The organism is Rothia nasimurium (genome assembly GCF_928381705.1).
Taxonomy (GTDB): Bacteria; Actinomycetota; Actinomycetes; order Actinomycetales; family Micrococcaceae; genus Rothia; species Rothia nasimurium_G.
Genome location: NZ_CAKMSR010000004.1, coordinates 148,857 through 164,061, shown reverse-complemented (window position 1 = coordinate 164,061; position 15,205 = coordinate 148,857). Strand labels below are relative to the sequence as shown.

Here is a 15,205-nt window from a genome sequence, read left to right as displayed (position 1 = left end):
GAAGGTGGCTCCTATGTCAGAACGCATTGAACGAGTTATCACCTCCGGTACTTTCTCCCTGGACGGGGGCACCTGGGAGGTCGATAACAACGTCTGGATTATTGGCAACGACAGCTCCGTAGTCATTATCGACCCTGCCCACGACGTCGATAAGATTTCTGCCAAGGTAGCTGGACGCTCGGTAGAAAAAATCCTGCTCACCCACGCCCATGACGACCACATTCGCTCAGCCAAGGAAGCCGCCGACCGCTTCGAGGCTCCGGTCTACCTGAACCCGGCAGACCGGCCTCTCTGGGAGATGGTCTACCCCTCCTGGGACTTTGATGGGAAGCTGGCAGAGGGCGACACCATCACTATTGGCTCCACCGAACTGAACGTCCTGGCGACACCCGGCCATTCCCCCGGCTCCGTCTGCTTCTACGCCCCCTCCCTCTCCTGGGAGAACAGCGAGGGTGTGGTCTTCTCGGGCGATACCCTCTTCCAGGGAGGTCCCGGGGCTACCGGACGTTCCTTCTCCAGCTTCGAAACCATCATCGAGTCAATCTCAACCAAGCTCTTGCCCCTGCCCGAATCTACCGCTGTGCTCACCGGCCACGGGGACTCCACCGGCATCGGTCTAGAAGCCCCCGAACTCGAGAACTGGATTAAGCGCGGCCACTAGCCGCGCGGGCGTCCGCCCCTCAACCTATACCAAGGGGCCCTACCGTCAGCTGACGGTAGGGCCCCTTGTGCTTGGAGCGATGAGAGGACGCACTAGGGCAGCAGGGCTAGGCGCTCCTCGTAGGTGCGACGCCACAAGAACCCGTAGAGATGCCCCAGGCAGAAGTAGATCGCAGCGGCGATGAGAGGAATAATCAGGGCCACCTGGTAGCTGTAGGAGCCACTCAAATCGGCTGCCCACACGAACCCCACCGCAATACCGCCCAGGGAACAGGCCTGCAGGGTAGAAAGAGCCAGATCCAGGTTCTTACGCACCGAGAGGCTGGTGGCCACCGAGTCCATGGTGACCAGGCAAATACCGTAGGCCAGGCCCACGCCGATTAGGGGTAGTAGCATGCCCAAAGCTGAGGTGGGCAGAGATAGGGTCATAGCGGTCAGGGTCAGCCCGACCCCGCTCACCAGCCAGGCCCCCCAGCCAAACATGGGCAGGCGCTCAAAGAGCACAAACAGGGCAGAGATAACCGCGCACAGACCGAGTAGGGCTATGAGGAAGCCGGTGATGCCTATCTGGTCGGTTGAAATGGCGTAGGCCACGATAGCTGCCTGGGTAGCGCCCAGGGACAGGCCCAAGCAGATGGTGCCTAGCTGGGGTATCCAGAGCAGGGAGCGGCTTACACCGCGCAGGGGCTTGCGGCGGTTGCCCCCGCTAACGTCCCGGGTCTCAACCGGTAGATTTTCCGGGCGCCACAGCAGCATGAGCAGGCCCAGAACATCGAGCACAATCACCGCAAACAGGGCCGACTGGGCCGTCAAAAAGACCGTGGTCATACCGGCAATCACGGCCCCGGCAGGCAGGGCGATGACGTCGAACATGGTTTCAAGCGAAATGGACGCGTTGAGCTTACGGCGGTCCTTAGTGGTGAGGTACTCGGCGCTCCAGTAGCTTCGCATCATCGCCCCTAGCGGCACGGTGGTCACGCCCGTCACCGCGCAGGCTGCGAGGAACCTGCCGATAGACCCACTACTGGTCTCAGCAAAGCGCAGGGACTCTAACATAAGCCACATCAGGGCCAGAATATTGAGCACGGTAACTGCAAAGAAGATTCTTCGCTGGCCCCAGCGCTCAGAGATAGACCGGTAGACCGGCACCATGAGCGCCGCGCTCAACCCCACCGTACCGGCAGCGTACCCGCCGAGGGTGGCCTCATTATTCTGCACGGCCAGCATCATCATCACCGCCAGCATCACCATAGCCGCGGGCAGTCGCATGAGCAGGGAGAAGAAGAGGAAGCGCCAGCCATGGGCCAGCAGTAGGTCGCGAATACGGGTGCGGGCGTACTCGGTTGAAATACGCAGGCGAGTGACGCTCTCCCGCAGGTTATTCCGCAGGTCAGGGCTACTGGACCGCTGGCGGTCACGCCGGTAGCCCAACCCCGTACGGGGAGAAGAGCTGCGATTCTTGGGGTTACGGTGAGGGCTCACGCTGCTCCTGCATCTGCGACCAGGGAGGACCCCTGGGGCGAGCTTGTAAGGACGATGTGCTTGTTAATGCGGTTCTTCATCTCGGCCACATGCGAGATGAGGCCGATGACCCGCCCGCGCTCGCGCAGGGAGTCGATGGTGGTCATGACCTCTTCGAGGGTTTCATCATCGAGAGAGCCAAAGCCTTCGTCAACGAAGAGGGTGTCGATGTCGATACCGCCGTTGGCCTGCTGCACGACGTCGGCAAGACCCAGTGCCAGGGCCAGAGAGGCCATGAAGGTTTCTCCGCCCGAGAGGCTTTCGGGGCGGCGGCTGGCGTTATGCCAGGCATCGAAGATATCGATAGCCAGGCCGGATTTCTTGTTGCGTCCCTCTGCCCGGTCGGTGTGTTCCAGGCGGTAGCGGCCGTGGGTCATTTTTTCGAGGTGCTCGCTGGCTGCCTCGGCAACCTCAGCGAGCTGGTAGGCCAGCACGTAGGACGTCAGCGTCATGTGCAGGCGGTTATCGCTGCCGGGTGCCGCCGTGGCGGTCGCTGCGAGTTCATGTTTGAGGTGGGCGTCTTCGAGTAGCAGGCGGCTCTTTTCTAGGGTTGCTTCGAGTAGGCTCAGCACCTCGTGCAGCTCCTCGCGGGCACCGGTCAGGCGGGTGGCATGGCTAATGAAGCTATCGCGCTGGGCGCTGAGCTGGGCGATAGCTGCCTTGAGCTGGGCTAGCTGTTCGGGGGCAGGTGGTTGGCCGCCGTCCGCCTGGAGCCGGGCGATAGCTGCCAGGGCGGGGCTAGTGAGCTGGGCTGTGACTGCCAGGGTGCGGTCGCGGTGGGTGGTGATCTGCTGCTCTAGCTGGCTGGCCTGGGCCTTGGTGAGTAGCTGGGCTTTTACCTGCTGGGCGTCCTTGAGCTGGGCTTCTTGTAGGGCGATTCTCAGTTCTTCCTGGGCGGACGCCTGGGCTTGGGCCTGCCGCTCCCGATCGGCGTAGGCGGCAAGTAGGGTGGGCAGCTGCCGAGCCAGCTGGTTGAGGGTGGCGATGCGGTCGGCGAAGCCGGGGCCCTGTCGGTGGGGGGCCAGCTCGGCTTCAAGGCTTTCTCGCTGGCCGGTGAGCTGGTGCAGTTTGGCTTCTTCGCTCGTGTGCTGGCGTTCGGCCTCGGCCAGGTCTGCCCGGCTGGTCTCAAGAGTTTCTTCGGCGGTGGCGATGCGCTGGGCAAGGGCTTTGCGGTGGGCGACCTCAGCCTGGGCCTGGCTGAGGCTCTCTTGGGCAGAGGTCAGGGCTGCCCGGGCTTCTTCGGGTTCGGGTGTGCCCTGCTCTACCAGCTGGTCGAGGGTGCTCTGGGCTGCGCTCAGGGCGGCGAGCGCCTGCTGGGCTTTTGCTTCTGCCGCGTCGCGCTGGTGCTTGGCGCGGGTGAGGGCTTCTTCGGTGACGGGTGGGGTGTTTTGGTCGTAGCTGGCGGGGGCGGGGTGGTCTGTGGAGCCGCAGACGCTACAGGGTTGGCCGTCGGTGAGGGTTTCGGCCAGGATCTGGGCGGCGGCGTCAAAGCGCTGGCGCTGCAGGGTTTCGGCCTGGGCGGACGCCTTCCGTCGGCTTTCTTCGGCCCCGTGGGAGGCCCGCTGGGCAGCTTCTAGACTGGTGCGGGCCTGGGTCAGGCGGTCGGCGGCGGTGACCCGGTCGCGGGCCTGGGCCAGCAGGGCGCGGGCGGCTTCTTCGCGGGCGGTAGCCTGCTCGGTTTTCTCGTAGTCCTGGCGCTGCTGGGTGAGGCTCTGCTGGGCTTCTGCCAGGGCCTGGGTGAGCTGGGTGCGGCGGGTGGTCAGGCCCTGGAGGTTGCTGGTACTGGCCTGTGCCTGAGCGGCCAGGTTGGCGATGTCTTTTTCTGCCTGCTGGTAGCGGGTGAGCTGGTCGATGTGGGCGCTGGTGAGTTCGCTCAGCTGCTGGTTGGTCGCGTCGGTGAGGGGGGTCTCAAGGGCGTCCTGGGCTTGCGTGAGTAGGTCGTATTCGAGGGCGGTTTCGGTGAGGTTTTCCCGGGCGGACGCCAGGAGCCTGCGGGTGCTGTCCAGGTGGGTTTCTGCCCGGTCTGCTGCCTGCTGATAGGCGGTTGCTGCCTGTTCAGCCGCTGTTACCCGAGGCAGAATCTCGGCAGCTACCCGGTGTTCCTCAAGGCGGGTGCGGCTGGCAGCTATCTGGCTCTCCTCGTTTGCCAGGATTTCCTGTTCCTGGGTGAGCTTGAGATAGGTGGCCCAGTCTTTTTGCAGCTGGGCGGTTTCGGTGTGCTCGTTTGCCAGTGTTTCGAGGTCGTGGGCAGTTTTGTCCCGCCGCTCTTCTAGACTCTGAATGAGATCTGCTAGCTGGCTGAGGACCTGGCGCAGGTGGTCGGGAAGATCCGCTACAGCGGCGGGCGCGGAGTCTTCGGGGGTGGAAGAGCTTTCGGTGCCTTCGTTCGCCTCTTGCCCCAGGGCCCGTTGTGCCTGGTCGGCCCGAGCGGCCTGCTCGGCACGTTCTGCCCGCTGCTCTAGCACCCGCAAATCCTGCTGGGCTGCCTCGGCTGCCGCGGCGGCGTCCTTGGCGTATCTGTGGAGCAGATCCTGTACCTTCTCGAAGTCCTCGGTGCCAAAGAGCTGCTTGAGCAGCTGCTCCCGTTCCCCGGAGGTAGCGACCAGGAAACGCTGGAACTGCCCCTGGGGCAGCAGCATGACCTGGTTAAACTGTTGGGCGTTGAGGCCCAGTACAGAGAGCATGAAATCACCGGCGTCTTTGTGGCGGGTGATGGCCGGGTCTGGTTCCCAGCTGCCGGTGGCGGTATCAAACTTCTCAATCAGGGTTTTGGCCTGCTCGGTGGTAGTGCCCTCACCGCGTTTCTTGGGGCGCTCATAGGCCGGGCTGCGGTCGATCCGGTAGCGGTCGGTGCCGATGGTGCAGTCCAGCAGCACCCGGGGCTGCACATGGGGGTCAGCGAAACGGGATTTCAGGTCGGTGCGCCCCGATGAGGTGGAGCCGTAAAGGGCGTAGCAGATGGCATCGAGAATAGATGACTTGCCCGAACCGGTAGGGCCGTTGAGCAGGAAGATGCCCTCTCGGTTGAGGTCGTCAAAGTCGATGGTGACGGTGCCCGGGAAAGGGCCGTAGGCGGTCAGTTCTAGTCGGTGAATTCGCATCTAGTCGCTCGCTCCCCTGGTACGGGCCTGGTCTAGGACGTCGGTGAGATAGGTGGCTTCAGCCTCGTTGAGGGCACGACCGCGCACATGCTCGTAGAAGGACTCGCAGATAGCCTGAACGCTCTGACTCTCGCGGGTGCGGCGGTAGCTGTGCTCTTGGCTTCTCTCAGCGCCTTCGGGGGCGAAGAAAAGTTCCTGGACATGCTCGTAGTGGGCTTTGAGCCTATCGAGGGCAGCGGCTGGGCGCTCAGCGTCGGTCAGGGTAATACTGACAAAAGCCCGGCCGTAGGCCGCCACGGTGCTTTCGGCAAGCACCTCGTCGAGAGTGCCTTTGAGGGTTTTGAGCACAAGGTGGGTCTGCCAGGTATGTTCGTTCACCTCAATAGCGCCGTCAGGGGCTACATCGATGATCCAGGCCCCCTTACGGTGGTTTTGCTCGCTGAAAGAATAGGCCAAAAGAGAGCCGGAGTACCTGACGGTATCGGTGACTTTCTGCCGCCCGTGCAGGTGCCCCAGGGCTGTGTAGCTGGCAGCGGCAAAGGTGCTCGCCGGCACCTGCTGTACCCCGCCTACCGAGATATCACGTTCTGACTCTGAGGGCTCTGAACCCGTGGCAAAGCAGTGGGCAAGAACCACCGTAGCGGCAACCTGGCGGGTGGCGGCGTCCTCTTCTACCCTCCTCATGGCTTCAGCCAGCACGCTCGCGTGGCTGGCCTCGGTGCCCCAGCGGGCAGCAATCGGGCGCGGCTCTAGGTAGGGTATGCCGTAAAAGGCCACCTCAACGCCCCCGGCGGACAGCAGGACGGGCTGGCCCACCTGGGTTTGCGAGGTCACCAGGTGCACACCCGCAACACTCAGCAAAGAAGAGCCAAAGCCCAGGCGAATAGCCGAGTCATGATTACCACTAGTTGCTACCACCTGCGCCCCGGCCTGCACCAGGCGGGTCAGGGTACGGTCAAAAAGTTGCACGGTCTCGGTGCGGGGCTGGGCCTGATCATAGACGTCCCCGCTGATCAGCACCACGTCAATACCCTGTTCCTGAACCAGGTTCACCAGCTCATCGAGCAGCTGCTCGGCATAGGAGTGCAGGGAGGTACCGTGAAAGGTGCGGCCCAGGTGCCAGTCTGAGGTGTGCAAGATACGCATACCACCAGTTTAGTGGTCCCGCTCTTACCCCGCTTTAGAATAGGGAGCATGACTTCTGTTTTTCCTGCCCCCGATGCCCTCTCCCCCGCCTACCGGTCGGCCCTGCGTGGCTCCCTGCTGGGTACCGCCCTGGGGGATGCCCTGGGCTACCCCCTAGAGACCAGCACCGCAGACCAGATTACTGAGCGCTGGGGTGGGCGTACAGGAGCCGACCTTATCGCGGCTATCGCCCGGGAACCCCTGCTGGTTTCAGACGACACCCAGCTCACCCTGGCAACCCTCGACGGGCTCACCGAGGTACTGGAGTGGAACAACGAGGGCCAGGCAGCCGACGAGCTGGCCTGCATCTGGCTAGCCTACCTGCGCTGGTACACCGGCACCGGCCACCCGGTACCCGAGACCGCCCCCTATTCTCTCCCCCGCCCCCTCGATGCGCTTCAGGTGATGCGCCAGCAGCGGGGCCCGGGCAAGGCCACCCTGGCAGCCCTTGCCACAGGGGAAATGCAGTTTATCTCTAAGAACATCAACCCGCAGGCCCTGGGCACCGGGGCGCTCATGCGCTCTGCCCCCTTCGGTTACCTGCCGGTGGCCGATGACGCTACCGTCATCAAGCTATCCGCCCACGCCGCGGCCCTCACCCACGGCCACCCCGAGGCCATCATCTCGGCGAGCGCCTACGCCCTGCTCATTCGCTATCTGCTGGGTAGCGCCAGCCAGGGCGCCGGGCAGGCTCCCCGCCCCGGTGTGCTTGAAGCATGCACCCAGCAGGTGCTGAACTGGCTGGGCACGGTGGAGCAAAGCCAGGCCCTACCCGGCGATGCCGCGCTCACCCGCACGGCGCTGGGCACCGCCGTCCGCCTGGCTCAGCAAGAAGCGCAGGTGGCGGACGCCTGCCCCCACTTCGGCGAACTCCTGGTGGCCCCCGATGTGCTCGGCTACGCCCTCTTCTTAGCTCTGCGGGCAGAGGCGGACGTCGCTGCGGAGAAGCTGAACCAGCAGCAGGCAGTGAGGGAGGCCCTGGGCGCGGCAATTGCTGTCACCGGCGATTCAGATTCAATCGGGGCTCTGGTCGGCTCCCTGCTCGGAGCACTCTGGGGCGACGATACTTTCCCAGCAGACCTCGCCCCTGCTACCGATGCCGCAGAAGCCCTGAACCTGGTTGAGGTAGCCTGGTTCAAGCAGCTTGGGGTGTAGGTAAGGGCAGGCAGGCTCGCAGCGAAACTGCTGGCTGCGGGGCTGGCGTGAATCGCTTGTGAGCGCTAGCGAACCAGCGAGAGGGTCGGCAGTGAGCGTGAGCCTGCCTGCCCTTCTTTCGCTAGGGTTCCTAAGCTGCAAGCACCTCGGTGCGGTGGTCCAGGTACCATTCGTCGGCGCGTTCCACGGCCAGGCGTTGGATAGCTCCGCCCATGCCGTTGCGCATGGTGTAGGCCAGGGACTGCAGCGGTAGCAGGCGGGCCACTATTTTGGCGCGTTCCAGCTGGGTATCATCCAGTGCCTTGGCCAGGGAATCCCAGCCGTAGAAGTTACCCAGGGCGGCGTGGTCAACGGCTGCGTCCCCTACCGAGGCGTGGTCCCAGTCGATAACGCCGACCAGTTTGTCGCCGTTCCAGAGAATATTGTGGCCGGCGAGGTCGCCGTGGACGAGAACCGGCGAGGCCGGTTCCAGAGCCAGTACCCGATCTATGGCTGCGTGAGCTACCTTCTGGGCGCCGGTGAGCAACTGAGGTACGACCTGCTCGCGCAGGAGCACCTCCCAGTTATCGCGTCCGCCCCAGTGCTCGTGCACCATGTCAAGGTAGGGCCCGTAGCCGCTGAAATCTACCGAGTGGATAGCTTTGACCAGGGTGGCAAGCTGCTTGGGCGGGGCCGAACCCTGCAGGCGAGGCTCCCCCTTAATCCAGGTTAGCCCTACAGCGGTGAAGCCGTTCCGGGTGATAACCCGGGTGATAGGCCGGGGTACCGCAAAGGGAAGGTCCTGGGGTAGCCGCCGCAGGATCTCGGTGCGGCGGGCTACCAGGTGCCCGGTCTGCTGGGTTTTGGCGATACGCACACTCAGCTCCGCCCCCATGTTGACGATGATGTGGGCAGAGCCGGTGGTCCGGATGTCCCAGCGGTCGCGGGGAATGTTCAAACCGGCTTGCTCCATCACCGCCGTGACCACGGGAAGAGCCTTCATCTGTTCAATGAGTGTAAGGTGCGCTGCCATAGGGTACCTCGTACAGGATTGTTACTGGGCCAGGGCGGCCTGTAGGTGGGGAAGAAGCTTGGCTAGAGCCTGGCTCCGGTGGCTGATGGCATTCTTGACATCGGCGGGCACCTGGGCGCAGGAGAGGCCAGCATATTCGCCGGTGAAACCGTCGGCTGCCAGGATCGGGTCATAGCCGAACCCGCCCTCACCGCGGGGCTCGCGCAGCAGGGTTCCGGCAAGCTCCCCCTCTTCCACGGCCTCTACACCTTCGGGGGTAACCATCGAGGCGGCGCAGACAAAGCGGGCGCGGCGGTGTTCATCGGCGATGTCTGAAAGCTGCGCTAGGAGCAGGTTGAGGTTAGCTTCATCGTCTCCGTGCTGGCCGGCCCAGCGGGCGCTGAAAATGCCGGGGGCACCGCCCAGCACGTCGACCGACAGGCCTGAGTCGTCGGCAATGGCAATCAGGCCGGTAGCCGCAGCTACCGCGCGGGCTTTCAAGAGGGAGTTCTGGGCAAAAGTGACGCCGTCTTCAACGACGTCGGGGGCACCTGCTGCACCGGCGTCGATCACCTCGGTGTCAACGTCCAGCCCCTCGATAGCGCCGCGCAGTATCTCGCGGAACTCGCGCAGTTTCCCCTGGTTATGGGTGGCAAGAACGATTTTGGCGGGCATTAGTCCTCCAGGGCTTCGCGCTGGACCTGGGCTAGCTGCGCGGTGCCGTGCAGGGCCAAGTCGAGCAGGGAGTTCAGTTCGTCGCGGTCGAAGGGGGCGCCCTCTGCGGTTCCCTGAACCTCAACGAACTTGCCTTCGCCGGTGACGACCACGTTCATATCGGTCTCGGCGCGCACATCTTCTTCGTAGGGCAGATCAAGCATGGGAACGCCGTCGATGATGCCCACAGAAATTGCGGCAACAGAGCCGGTGAGGGGCTTAGCCTTGGCCGGGATAATGCCCTGGGTCTGGGCCCACTTGATGGCGTCGGCCAGGGCAATGTAGGCGCCGGTGATAGCGGCGGTGCGGGTGCCGCCGTCCGCCTGGAGCACATCGCAGTCGAGCACGATGGTGTTCTCGCCCAGCTCAGCGGTGTCGATGACGGCGCGCAGGGAGCGGCCAATCAGTCGAGAAATTTCGTGGGTGCGGCCGCCAATCTTGCCCTTGACCGACTCACGGGAGTTACGGGTGTTGGTGGCGCGCGGTAGCATGGCGTATTCTGCGGTGACCCAGCCGGTGCCCTGGCCCTTGAGCCAGCGGGGCACGCCCTCGGTCAGTGAGGCGGTGCAGAGCACCCGGGTGTTGCCGAATTCAATCAGGGCCGAGCCTTCGGCGTTCTTTGACCAGCCGCGGGTGACGGTGATGGGGCGGAGCTGGTCGGGAGTGCGGCCGTCGCCGCGTAGGGTGGGTGCTGCCATGTTTTCTGTCATGGTTTCAGCCTAGCGTCTGTTGCCCGGGGCGCACAAAAACACGGGCGCTTTTCTGCACCCGTGTTGTCTGCGTTGGCTACTTGTGGGCAGGGGCGGTAACTAGCTCCCCTGGTGGCGGCTAATGACGTTCAGGGTGGTGGTCTGCGGGTTGCTGGCATATTCCTCGGGGCTACGGCGGGGGTTGACCCGGTAGGTTGCCGAGGCCTCAGCCACCGATATCGGCCCGTCAAAAACGCTCTTGGCTTCGGCCAGGGCAATAGCGGGGTCGTTCCAGATGGGCAGGTGGGTGAGCAGTAGATTGCGGACGCCTGCCTCGGCTGCCGCTTCACCGGCACGTTTGCCGGTCAGGTGGATGCCGCGCAGGGCGTCGTCGCGGCCCTCCTGGTAGGCCGCTTCGCAGAGGAAAAGGTCTGCCTCGCGGGCTGCTTCAATCAGGCCGATGCAGGAGTCGGTGTCGCCGGAGTAGGTGAGCACGGTCTTGCCTTCACCGGTTTCACACTCGATGCGCAGGGCGTAGGGCTCCTTGGTGGGGTGTACGACCACGTGCGGGGTCACTGTGAAGGGGCCGATTTTGACCTCGGCGTGGTTGGTCCACTCATGGAACTCAAACTCGGTGTGCATGCCCGGTTCGATGGGCAGGCCGTGGGTGTTGACCAGGTACTGGTGAATATCGCTGGGCCCGTAGAGGGGAATGGGTCCCTTAGACCAGCCGTTGGGGTTCCATTTGACCGCTACGTGCAGCCCTGAGAGGTCGATGCAGTGGTCGGGGTGCAGGTGAGAAATCAGGATGGCGTCGATATCTTCGAGGTTGATGTGGGTCTGAAGGGTGCCCAGGGCGCCATTGCCCATATCGACGATAATGCGCCAGGTCTTTCCCAGGTCATCAATAGTCGAGACCATGTAGCAGCTGGCCGCTGCATTGGGCCCGGGGAAAGAACCGGTACAGCCTATGACGGTCAATCGCATCAGTGGCCTTCCTTCTTCTGTGTGTGTCTGTGGGTTAGGGAGTGTCTGTGGTGATGGTAATGCGCGGGGTGGTAACAGTCTGGGTGATGAGTTCGGGAGGAACGACTGCCAGGGAGCCGGTGGGGAATCGTTCTGCCACCGAGTTGGTATGGCGTACCTTGGCGACCTCGGGCCCTAGGAAGCGGCGGGCTAAGTGCTCGAAGGTTTCGGTTTCACCGGTGGCCAGGAATTCGTGGGAGGGCGGCAGGGCGGCAGGGCGCTCTAGGCCAGCTCTTAGCAGAGCCTTGTAGACGTCCTTAGCCGACTCTTCCGAAGACGATACCAGGGTAACGTCATCGCCCATGATGTAGGAGATGACGCCGGTAAGCAGGGGGTAGTGGGTACAGCCCAGCACCAGGGTATCGACCCCGGCCTCCTTGAGAGGAGCCAGGTATTCTTCGGCAGTCTCAAGGAGCTCAGGGCCGCTGGTAATGCCCTTTTCAACGAACTCTACGAAGCGGGGGCAGGCCACAGAGTAGATTTCAAGGTCGCTCATGACCGAGAAGGTGTCTTCATAGGCCCGGGAGGTCACGGTAGCTTCGGTGGCGATGACACCGATTTTACGGTTGCGGGTTGCCGCCACCGCTCGGCGGGCGGCGGGCTGGATAACCTCAACCACCTGAATACCGTACTTGCGGGTGTAGCGCTCGCGGGCGTCCCTCAGCACAGCGGCCGACGCCGTGTTGCAGGCAATCACCAGGAGCTTGACCCCGGAGTCCACCAGCTCGTCCATGATGCGCAGGGCGTGGGCTCGCACCTGGGCGATGGTCAGAGGGCCGTAGGGGCCGTGGGCGGTGTCGCCCACGTAAATCACCGACTCGTGCGGGAGCTGGTCCATGATGGCGCGGGCAACGGTTAGGCCGCCCACTCCCGAATCGAACACGCCAATGGGGGCGCTTGCGGTGGGTTCGGCAAGCACCTGACTACCCCAGGGGGTTACGAGTTTCGGGTTGGTTTCGCTCATTACACACCTGACATTAGCTAAAGGTTGAAGAAAACTGTAGGGCGCCCATCGCAGCGACCAGCTTTTGAGTGGACTATCACGCCCCGGCGCCCGCGCGGGGCGTCATAATCGGTCACGAAAGATTATTTACGGTGCGGACGGCCCCGCCCCAGCGTCGTCCAAGCCCAGTAGGAGGCTCTGCATGAGGCTTTCTTGCAGCCAGGTAACGAAGTTGTAGAGCAGGGCCATGTAGTCTTCGGTGCTCTCTACGCTGCCCCAGTCGGTGTGTTCGCCGATGCGGTCGGCGTCCTCAGCGCTGTTAATCCCTAAACGGGTGCCTAGGGTTAGGCGCACGTCGTTGAGGGCAGCGGCCCAGCTATTGGCCCGCTCGGTATCTAGCCGCACAACCCCGGCCTGCAGGTCCATGGAGGCCTGGGTGAGGTGTTCTATTTTGGCCCGGCGTAGGGAAAGGTCGGTGAAGCGGCGGTATTCATCAGCGACTTCCGGATCGTCGCTGGCTACCGGCAGCATACGGGCAACAGCAGGGTCACTGGGCACACTGGCGGTCTCAGAGATCCCCACCAGGGCCGCCAGGGGGTCAGCATTGGGGTCTTCTTCCGGCTCCAGGGCCAGGGCGACGTCCTCAAACAGGCGGGTAAGCACCTGTACCTCTTCAGGGGTGAAGCGGGCGGTAATGCCACGGGAGGTTGGGGTAAAGGGTTCAGCCATAAGACTATGCACCTGCTTGCTCGATGGTTGCCCACAGTCCCCAGGTATGCAGGGCGGTGGTATGCCGTTCGGCTTCTTCTTTGGAGCCGCTAAAGACGGTGGCCTTACCTTCGGTGTGCACCTGCATCATGAGCTGGTGGGCTTTTTCGGTGCTGTAGCCAAACTGGGTGCGCAGCACATAGGTCACGAAGCTCATCAGGTTAACCGGGTCGTCCCAGACAATGACCGCCCAGGGCAGGTTGAGCTGGGTGCTCTCGTCTAGGGCCAGATCGAGCTCAAGATCTGCCAGGGTGTCGGTGGCTGAGGCAGCCGAAGGCATAGGGCGTACTCCTTAGGTCATTTGTACCTTATCTATCATAGGGCTCTTCTTTCGCTGCACCCTAGCTCGTTCACTTTCGGGGCAAGCAGGACCGCGGCGGTGGGGCTGGGCTTAGGCGCGGTCAAAAGGATAAAGTTATACCCGTGACTCAAAAAACTTCCCTCCTCACCGACCACTACGAGCTGACCATGGTGCAGGCTGCCCTAGCCTCAGGTGCTGCCCACCGGCGCACCGTCTTCGAGGTTTTCACCCGCAGGCTTTCGGGCGGACGCCGCTACGGCGTCTTGGCAGGCACCGGCAGGTTGCTTGAGGGGCTAGAGAACTTCCGCTTTGACACCGAAGAGCTGGAGTTTTTAGCCTCCCGTAAGGTGATCAACGAACAGACCTTGGATTACCTTGCTAACTTCCGTTTTTCCGGTTCTATCCGGGGCTATGCCGAGGGTGAGGTTTTCTTCCCCCACTCCCCCGTCTTGCAGGTTGAGGCGTCCTTTGCAGAGGCCTGCCTGTTAGAGACCTTTATTCTCTCCATCCTTAACTTTGACTCTGCCGTCGCTACCGCTGCCTCCCGCATGACGGTTGCAGCGGGCAAGCGCCCCTGCCTTGAGATGGGCTCCCGCCGGGCCCATGAGCAGGCTGCTGTATCTGCCGCCCGCGCCGCCGTCATTGCCGGCTTTACCGCCACCTCGAACCTTGAGGCAGGACGCCGCTACGGGCTCCACACCGTCGGCACCAGCGCCCACGCCTTCACCCTGCTGCATGACTCCGAGCGCCAGGCTTTTGAAGCTCAGCTAGCCTCTCTGGGGGTGGGCACTACCCTGCTGGTCGACACCTACGATGTTGAAAAGGCAGTGAACCTGGCCGTTGAGCTGGCAGGAAAGGAGCTGGGTGCCGTCCGCCTGGATTCTGGTGACCTGGTTGCCCAGGCCCAGAAGGTGCGCGAGCAGCTCGATGCTCTGGGCAACACCGGCACCAAGATTACCGTGACCAGTGACCTGGACGAGTACGCCATCGCGTCCTTAGCTGCCGCCCCCGTCAACGCCTACGGGGTGGGCACCAAGCTGGTCACCGGCTCCGGGGTTCCTACCTCCTCCATGGTGTATAAGGTGGTTCTGCGCGAGAACTCCCAGGGAGTGATGGAGCCTGTCGCTAAGGCGTCCTCGGGTAAGGCATCTGTGGGCGGCAAGAAAACCGCCGTCCGCCGTCTTGATGCCACCGGCACCGCCACAGCCGAAGTGGTGGGGCTCGATATTGAGGCCCCCGCTGACTCCAACGACCGGCCCCTCATGGTAGACCTGGTGGTGAACGGGCAGATCCAGCCCGGCTTTACCGGGGCTGAGGGCGTACGCCGAGCTGCCGAGCGTCATGCCCGCTCCCTCACGGAGCTGCCGGTAGCCGCCACCCGCCTCTCCCCCGGCGACCCGGTCATTCCCACAGAATTTATCTCCTAGATAGGTAAGGACTTAAACGATGTCAAAAGCACTCATTATTGTTGATGTTCAGAACGATTTTTGCGCCGGTGGCTCACTCGCTACCGAGCGCGGCGCCGAGGTTGCTGCCCTCATTAGCGAGTTTGTAGAGAACCATCACGGGGACTACGAGGCGATTGTTGCCACCCAGGACTGGCACGTTGACCCCGGCACCCACTTCTCCGAGAACCCCGATTTCAAGGACTCTTGGCCGGTGCACTGTAAGGCGGAGAGCCGCGGGGCTGAGCTACACGAGGACTTGGATACCGACTACATCGAGGCCTACTTCCGCAAGGGCGAGTTTGAGGCTGCCTACTCGGGCTTTGAGGGTCTACTGGCTCCCGAGGATACGGTGATGACCGGTGAGCGCGAGGCCGGTGCCCCGGTCAAGGATGATACCCCCAAGGTCTCTCTCGATGACTGGCTAGCTGAGCGTGACATCACCGATGTTGATGTGGTGGGTATTGCCACCGATTACTGCGTCAAGGCTACGGCCCTGGATGCGGTGGATGCCGGCTACGAGACCCGCGTGCTATTTGATTTGACGGCTCCGGTTGATGAGGACGCCCTCGATGAGGTGAGCGATGAGCTTGAGGACGCCGGGGTGACGGTCGCCGAGGTGCTGTAGCCCAGGAAATTTGATGTTCTAGTGGCTGTGCTTGTGGTACTAGCAGGCTGGCTCGGGGCTGGGGTCTACGGCGACTGA

General features: G+C 63.1%; 14 protein-coding genes. 4 read left to right on the top strand and 10 right to left on the bottom strand.

What is annotated here, in order from left to right:
• Positions 1-13 precede the first annotated feature (13 nt).
• Entirely contained in the window at positions 14-661 is a 648-nt protein-coding gene (locus L6762_RS05105; protein WP_237185891.1) for an MBL fold metallo-hydrolase, read from the top strand.
• A gap of 92 nt (positions 662-753) precedes the next feature.
• Here the strand turns inward: L6762_RS05105 and L6762_RS05100 are convergent, their stop codons facing one another.
• Genes L6762_RS05100 through L6762_RS05090 form a run of 3 tightly spaced genes read right to left on the bottom strand, consistent with a single transcriptional unit; the run spans position 754 to position 6,428 of the window.
• Positions 754-2,142, bottom strand: a complete 1,389-nt coding sequence (locus L6762_RS05100; RefSeq protein WP_237185889.1) for an MFS transporter — start codon at positions 2,140-2,142, stop codon at positions 754-756.
• Positions 2,139-5,282, bottom strand: coding sequence for an AAA family ATPase (locus L6762_RS05095; RefSeq protein WP_237185888.1), 3,144 nt, complete (start codon positions 5,280-5,282; stop codon positions 2,139-2,141). The genes L6762_RS05100 and L6762_RS05095 overlap by 4 nt, the downstream gene beginning before the upstream one ends.
• Positions 5,283-6,428 (bottom strand): exonuclease SbcCD subunit D, encoded by a 1,146-nt coding sequence (locus L6762_RS05090; protein ID WP_237185887.1) that lies wholly within the window; start codon positions 6,426-6,428, stop codon positions 5,283-5,285. It abuts the gene before it with no gap.
• Positions 6,429-6,476: 48 nt separating this feature from the next.
• Between L6762_RS05090 and L6762_RS05085 the strand changes: the two genes are divergently transcribed.
• Complete coding sequence (locus tag L6762_RS05085) at positions 6,477-7,622, top strand: ADP-ribosylglycohydrolase family protein (RefSeq protein WP_237185886.1); 1,146 nt, start codon at positions 6,477-6,479, stop codon at positions 7,620-7,622.
• Between the two features lie 130 nt (positions 7,623-7,752).
• On the opposite strand, the gene L6762_RS05080 is transcribed toward L6762_RS05085, so the two are convergent.
• From L6762_RS05080 to clpS, 7 genes are all read right to left on the bottom strand, one after another.
• Positions 7,753-8,634 (bottom strand): phosphotransferase, encoded by an 882-nt coding sequence (locus L6762_RS05080; protein WP_237185885.1) that lies wholly within the window; start codon positions 8,632-8,634, stop codon positions 7,753-7,755.
• 21 nt (positions 8,635-8,655) lie between these two features.
• Positions 8,656-9,288: an RdgB/HAM1 family non-canonical purine NTP pyrophosphatase gene (gene rdgB / locus L6762_RS05075; RefSeq protein ID WP_237185884.1), complete on the bottom strand. Its 633-nt coding sequence runs from the start codon at positions 9,286-9,288 to the stop codon at positions 8,656-8,658.
• On the bottom strand, positions 9,288-10,025 hold the full coding sequence (gene rph, locus L6762_RS05070; protein WP_237185883.1) for a ribonuclease PH: 738 nt from the start codon (positions 10,023-10,025) through the stop codon (positions 9,288-9,290). Before rph ends, rdgB begins: the two co-directional genes overlap by 1 nt.
• 111 nt (positions 10,026-10,136) lie before the next feature.
• Entirely contained in the window at positions 10,137-11,003 is an 867-nt protein-coding gene (locus tag L6762_RS05065) for an MBL fold metallo-hydrolase (RefSeq protein ID WP_237185882.1), read from the bottom strand.
• A gap of 34 nt (positions 11,004-11,037) precedes the next feature.
• Positions 11,038-12,006: a glutamate racemase gene (murI, locus tag L6762_RS05060; RefSeq protein ID WP_237185881.1), complete on the bottom strand. Its 969-nt coding sequence runs from the start codon at positions 12,004-12,006 to the stop codon at positions 11,038-11,040.
• Positions 12,007-12,132: 126 nt separating this feature from the next.
• Positions 12,133-12,714: a DUF2017 domain-containing protein gene (locus L6762_RS05055; RefSeq protein WP_237185880.1), complete on the bottom strand. Its 582-nt coding sequence runs from the start codon at positions 12,712-12,714 to the stop codon at positions 12,133-12,135.
• Positions 12,715-12,718: 4 nt separating this feature from the next.
• Positions 12,719-13,033 (bottom strand): ATP-dependent Clp protease adapter ClpS, encoded by a 315-nt coding sequence (clpS, locus tag L6762_RS05050; protein WP_135013391.1) that lies wholly within the window; start codon positions 13,031-13,033, stop codon positions 12,719-12,721.
• 143 nt (positions 13,034-13,176) lie between these two features.
• Here clpS and L6762_RS05045 point away from each other — a divergent pair, with 143 nt between their 5' ends.
• Both L6762_RS05045 and L6762_RS05040 read left to right on the top strand, forming a co-directional pair.
• Positions 13,177-14,481, top strand: a complete 1,305-nt coding sequence (locus L6762_RS05045) for a nicotinate phosphoribosyltransferase (RefSeq protein ID WP_272878683.1) — start codon at positions 13,177-13,179, stop codon at positions 14,479-14,481.
• 19 nt (positions 14,482-14,500) lie between these two features.
• Positions 14,501-15,127: an isochorismatase family protein gene (locus L6762_RS05040; protein ID WP_237185879.1), complete on the top strand. Its 627-nt coding sequence runs from the start codon at positions 14,501-14,503 to the stop codon at positions 15,125-15,127.
• The last annotated feature ends 78 nt before the right edge of the window (positions 15,128-15,205 follow it).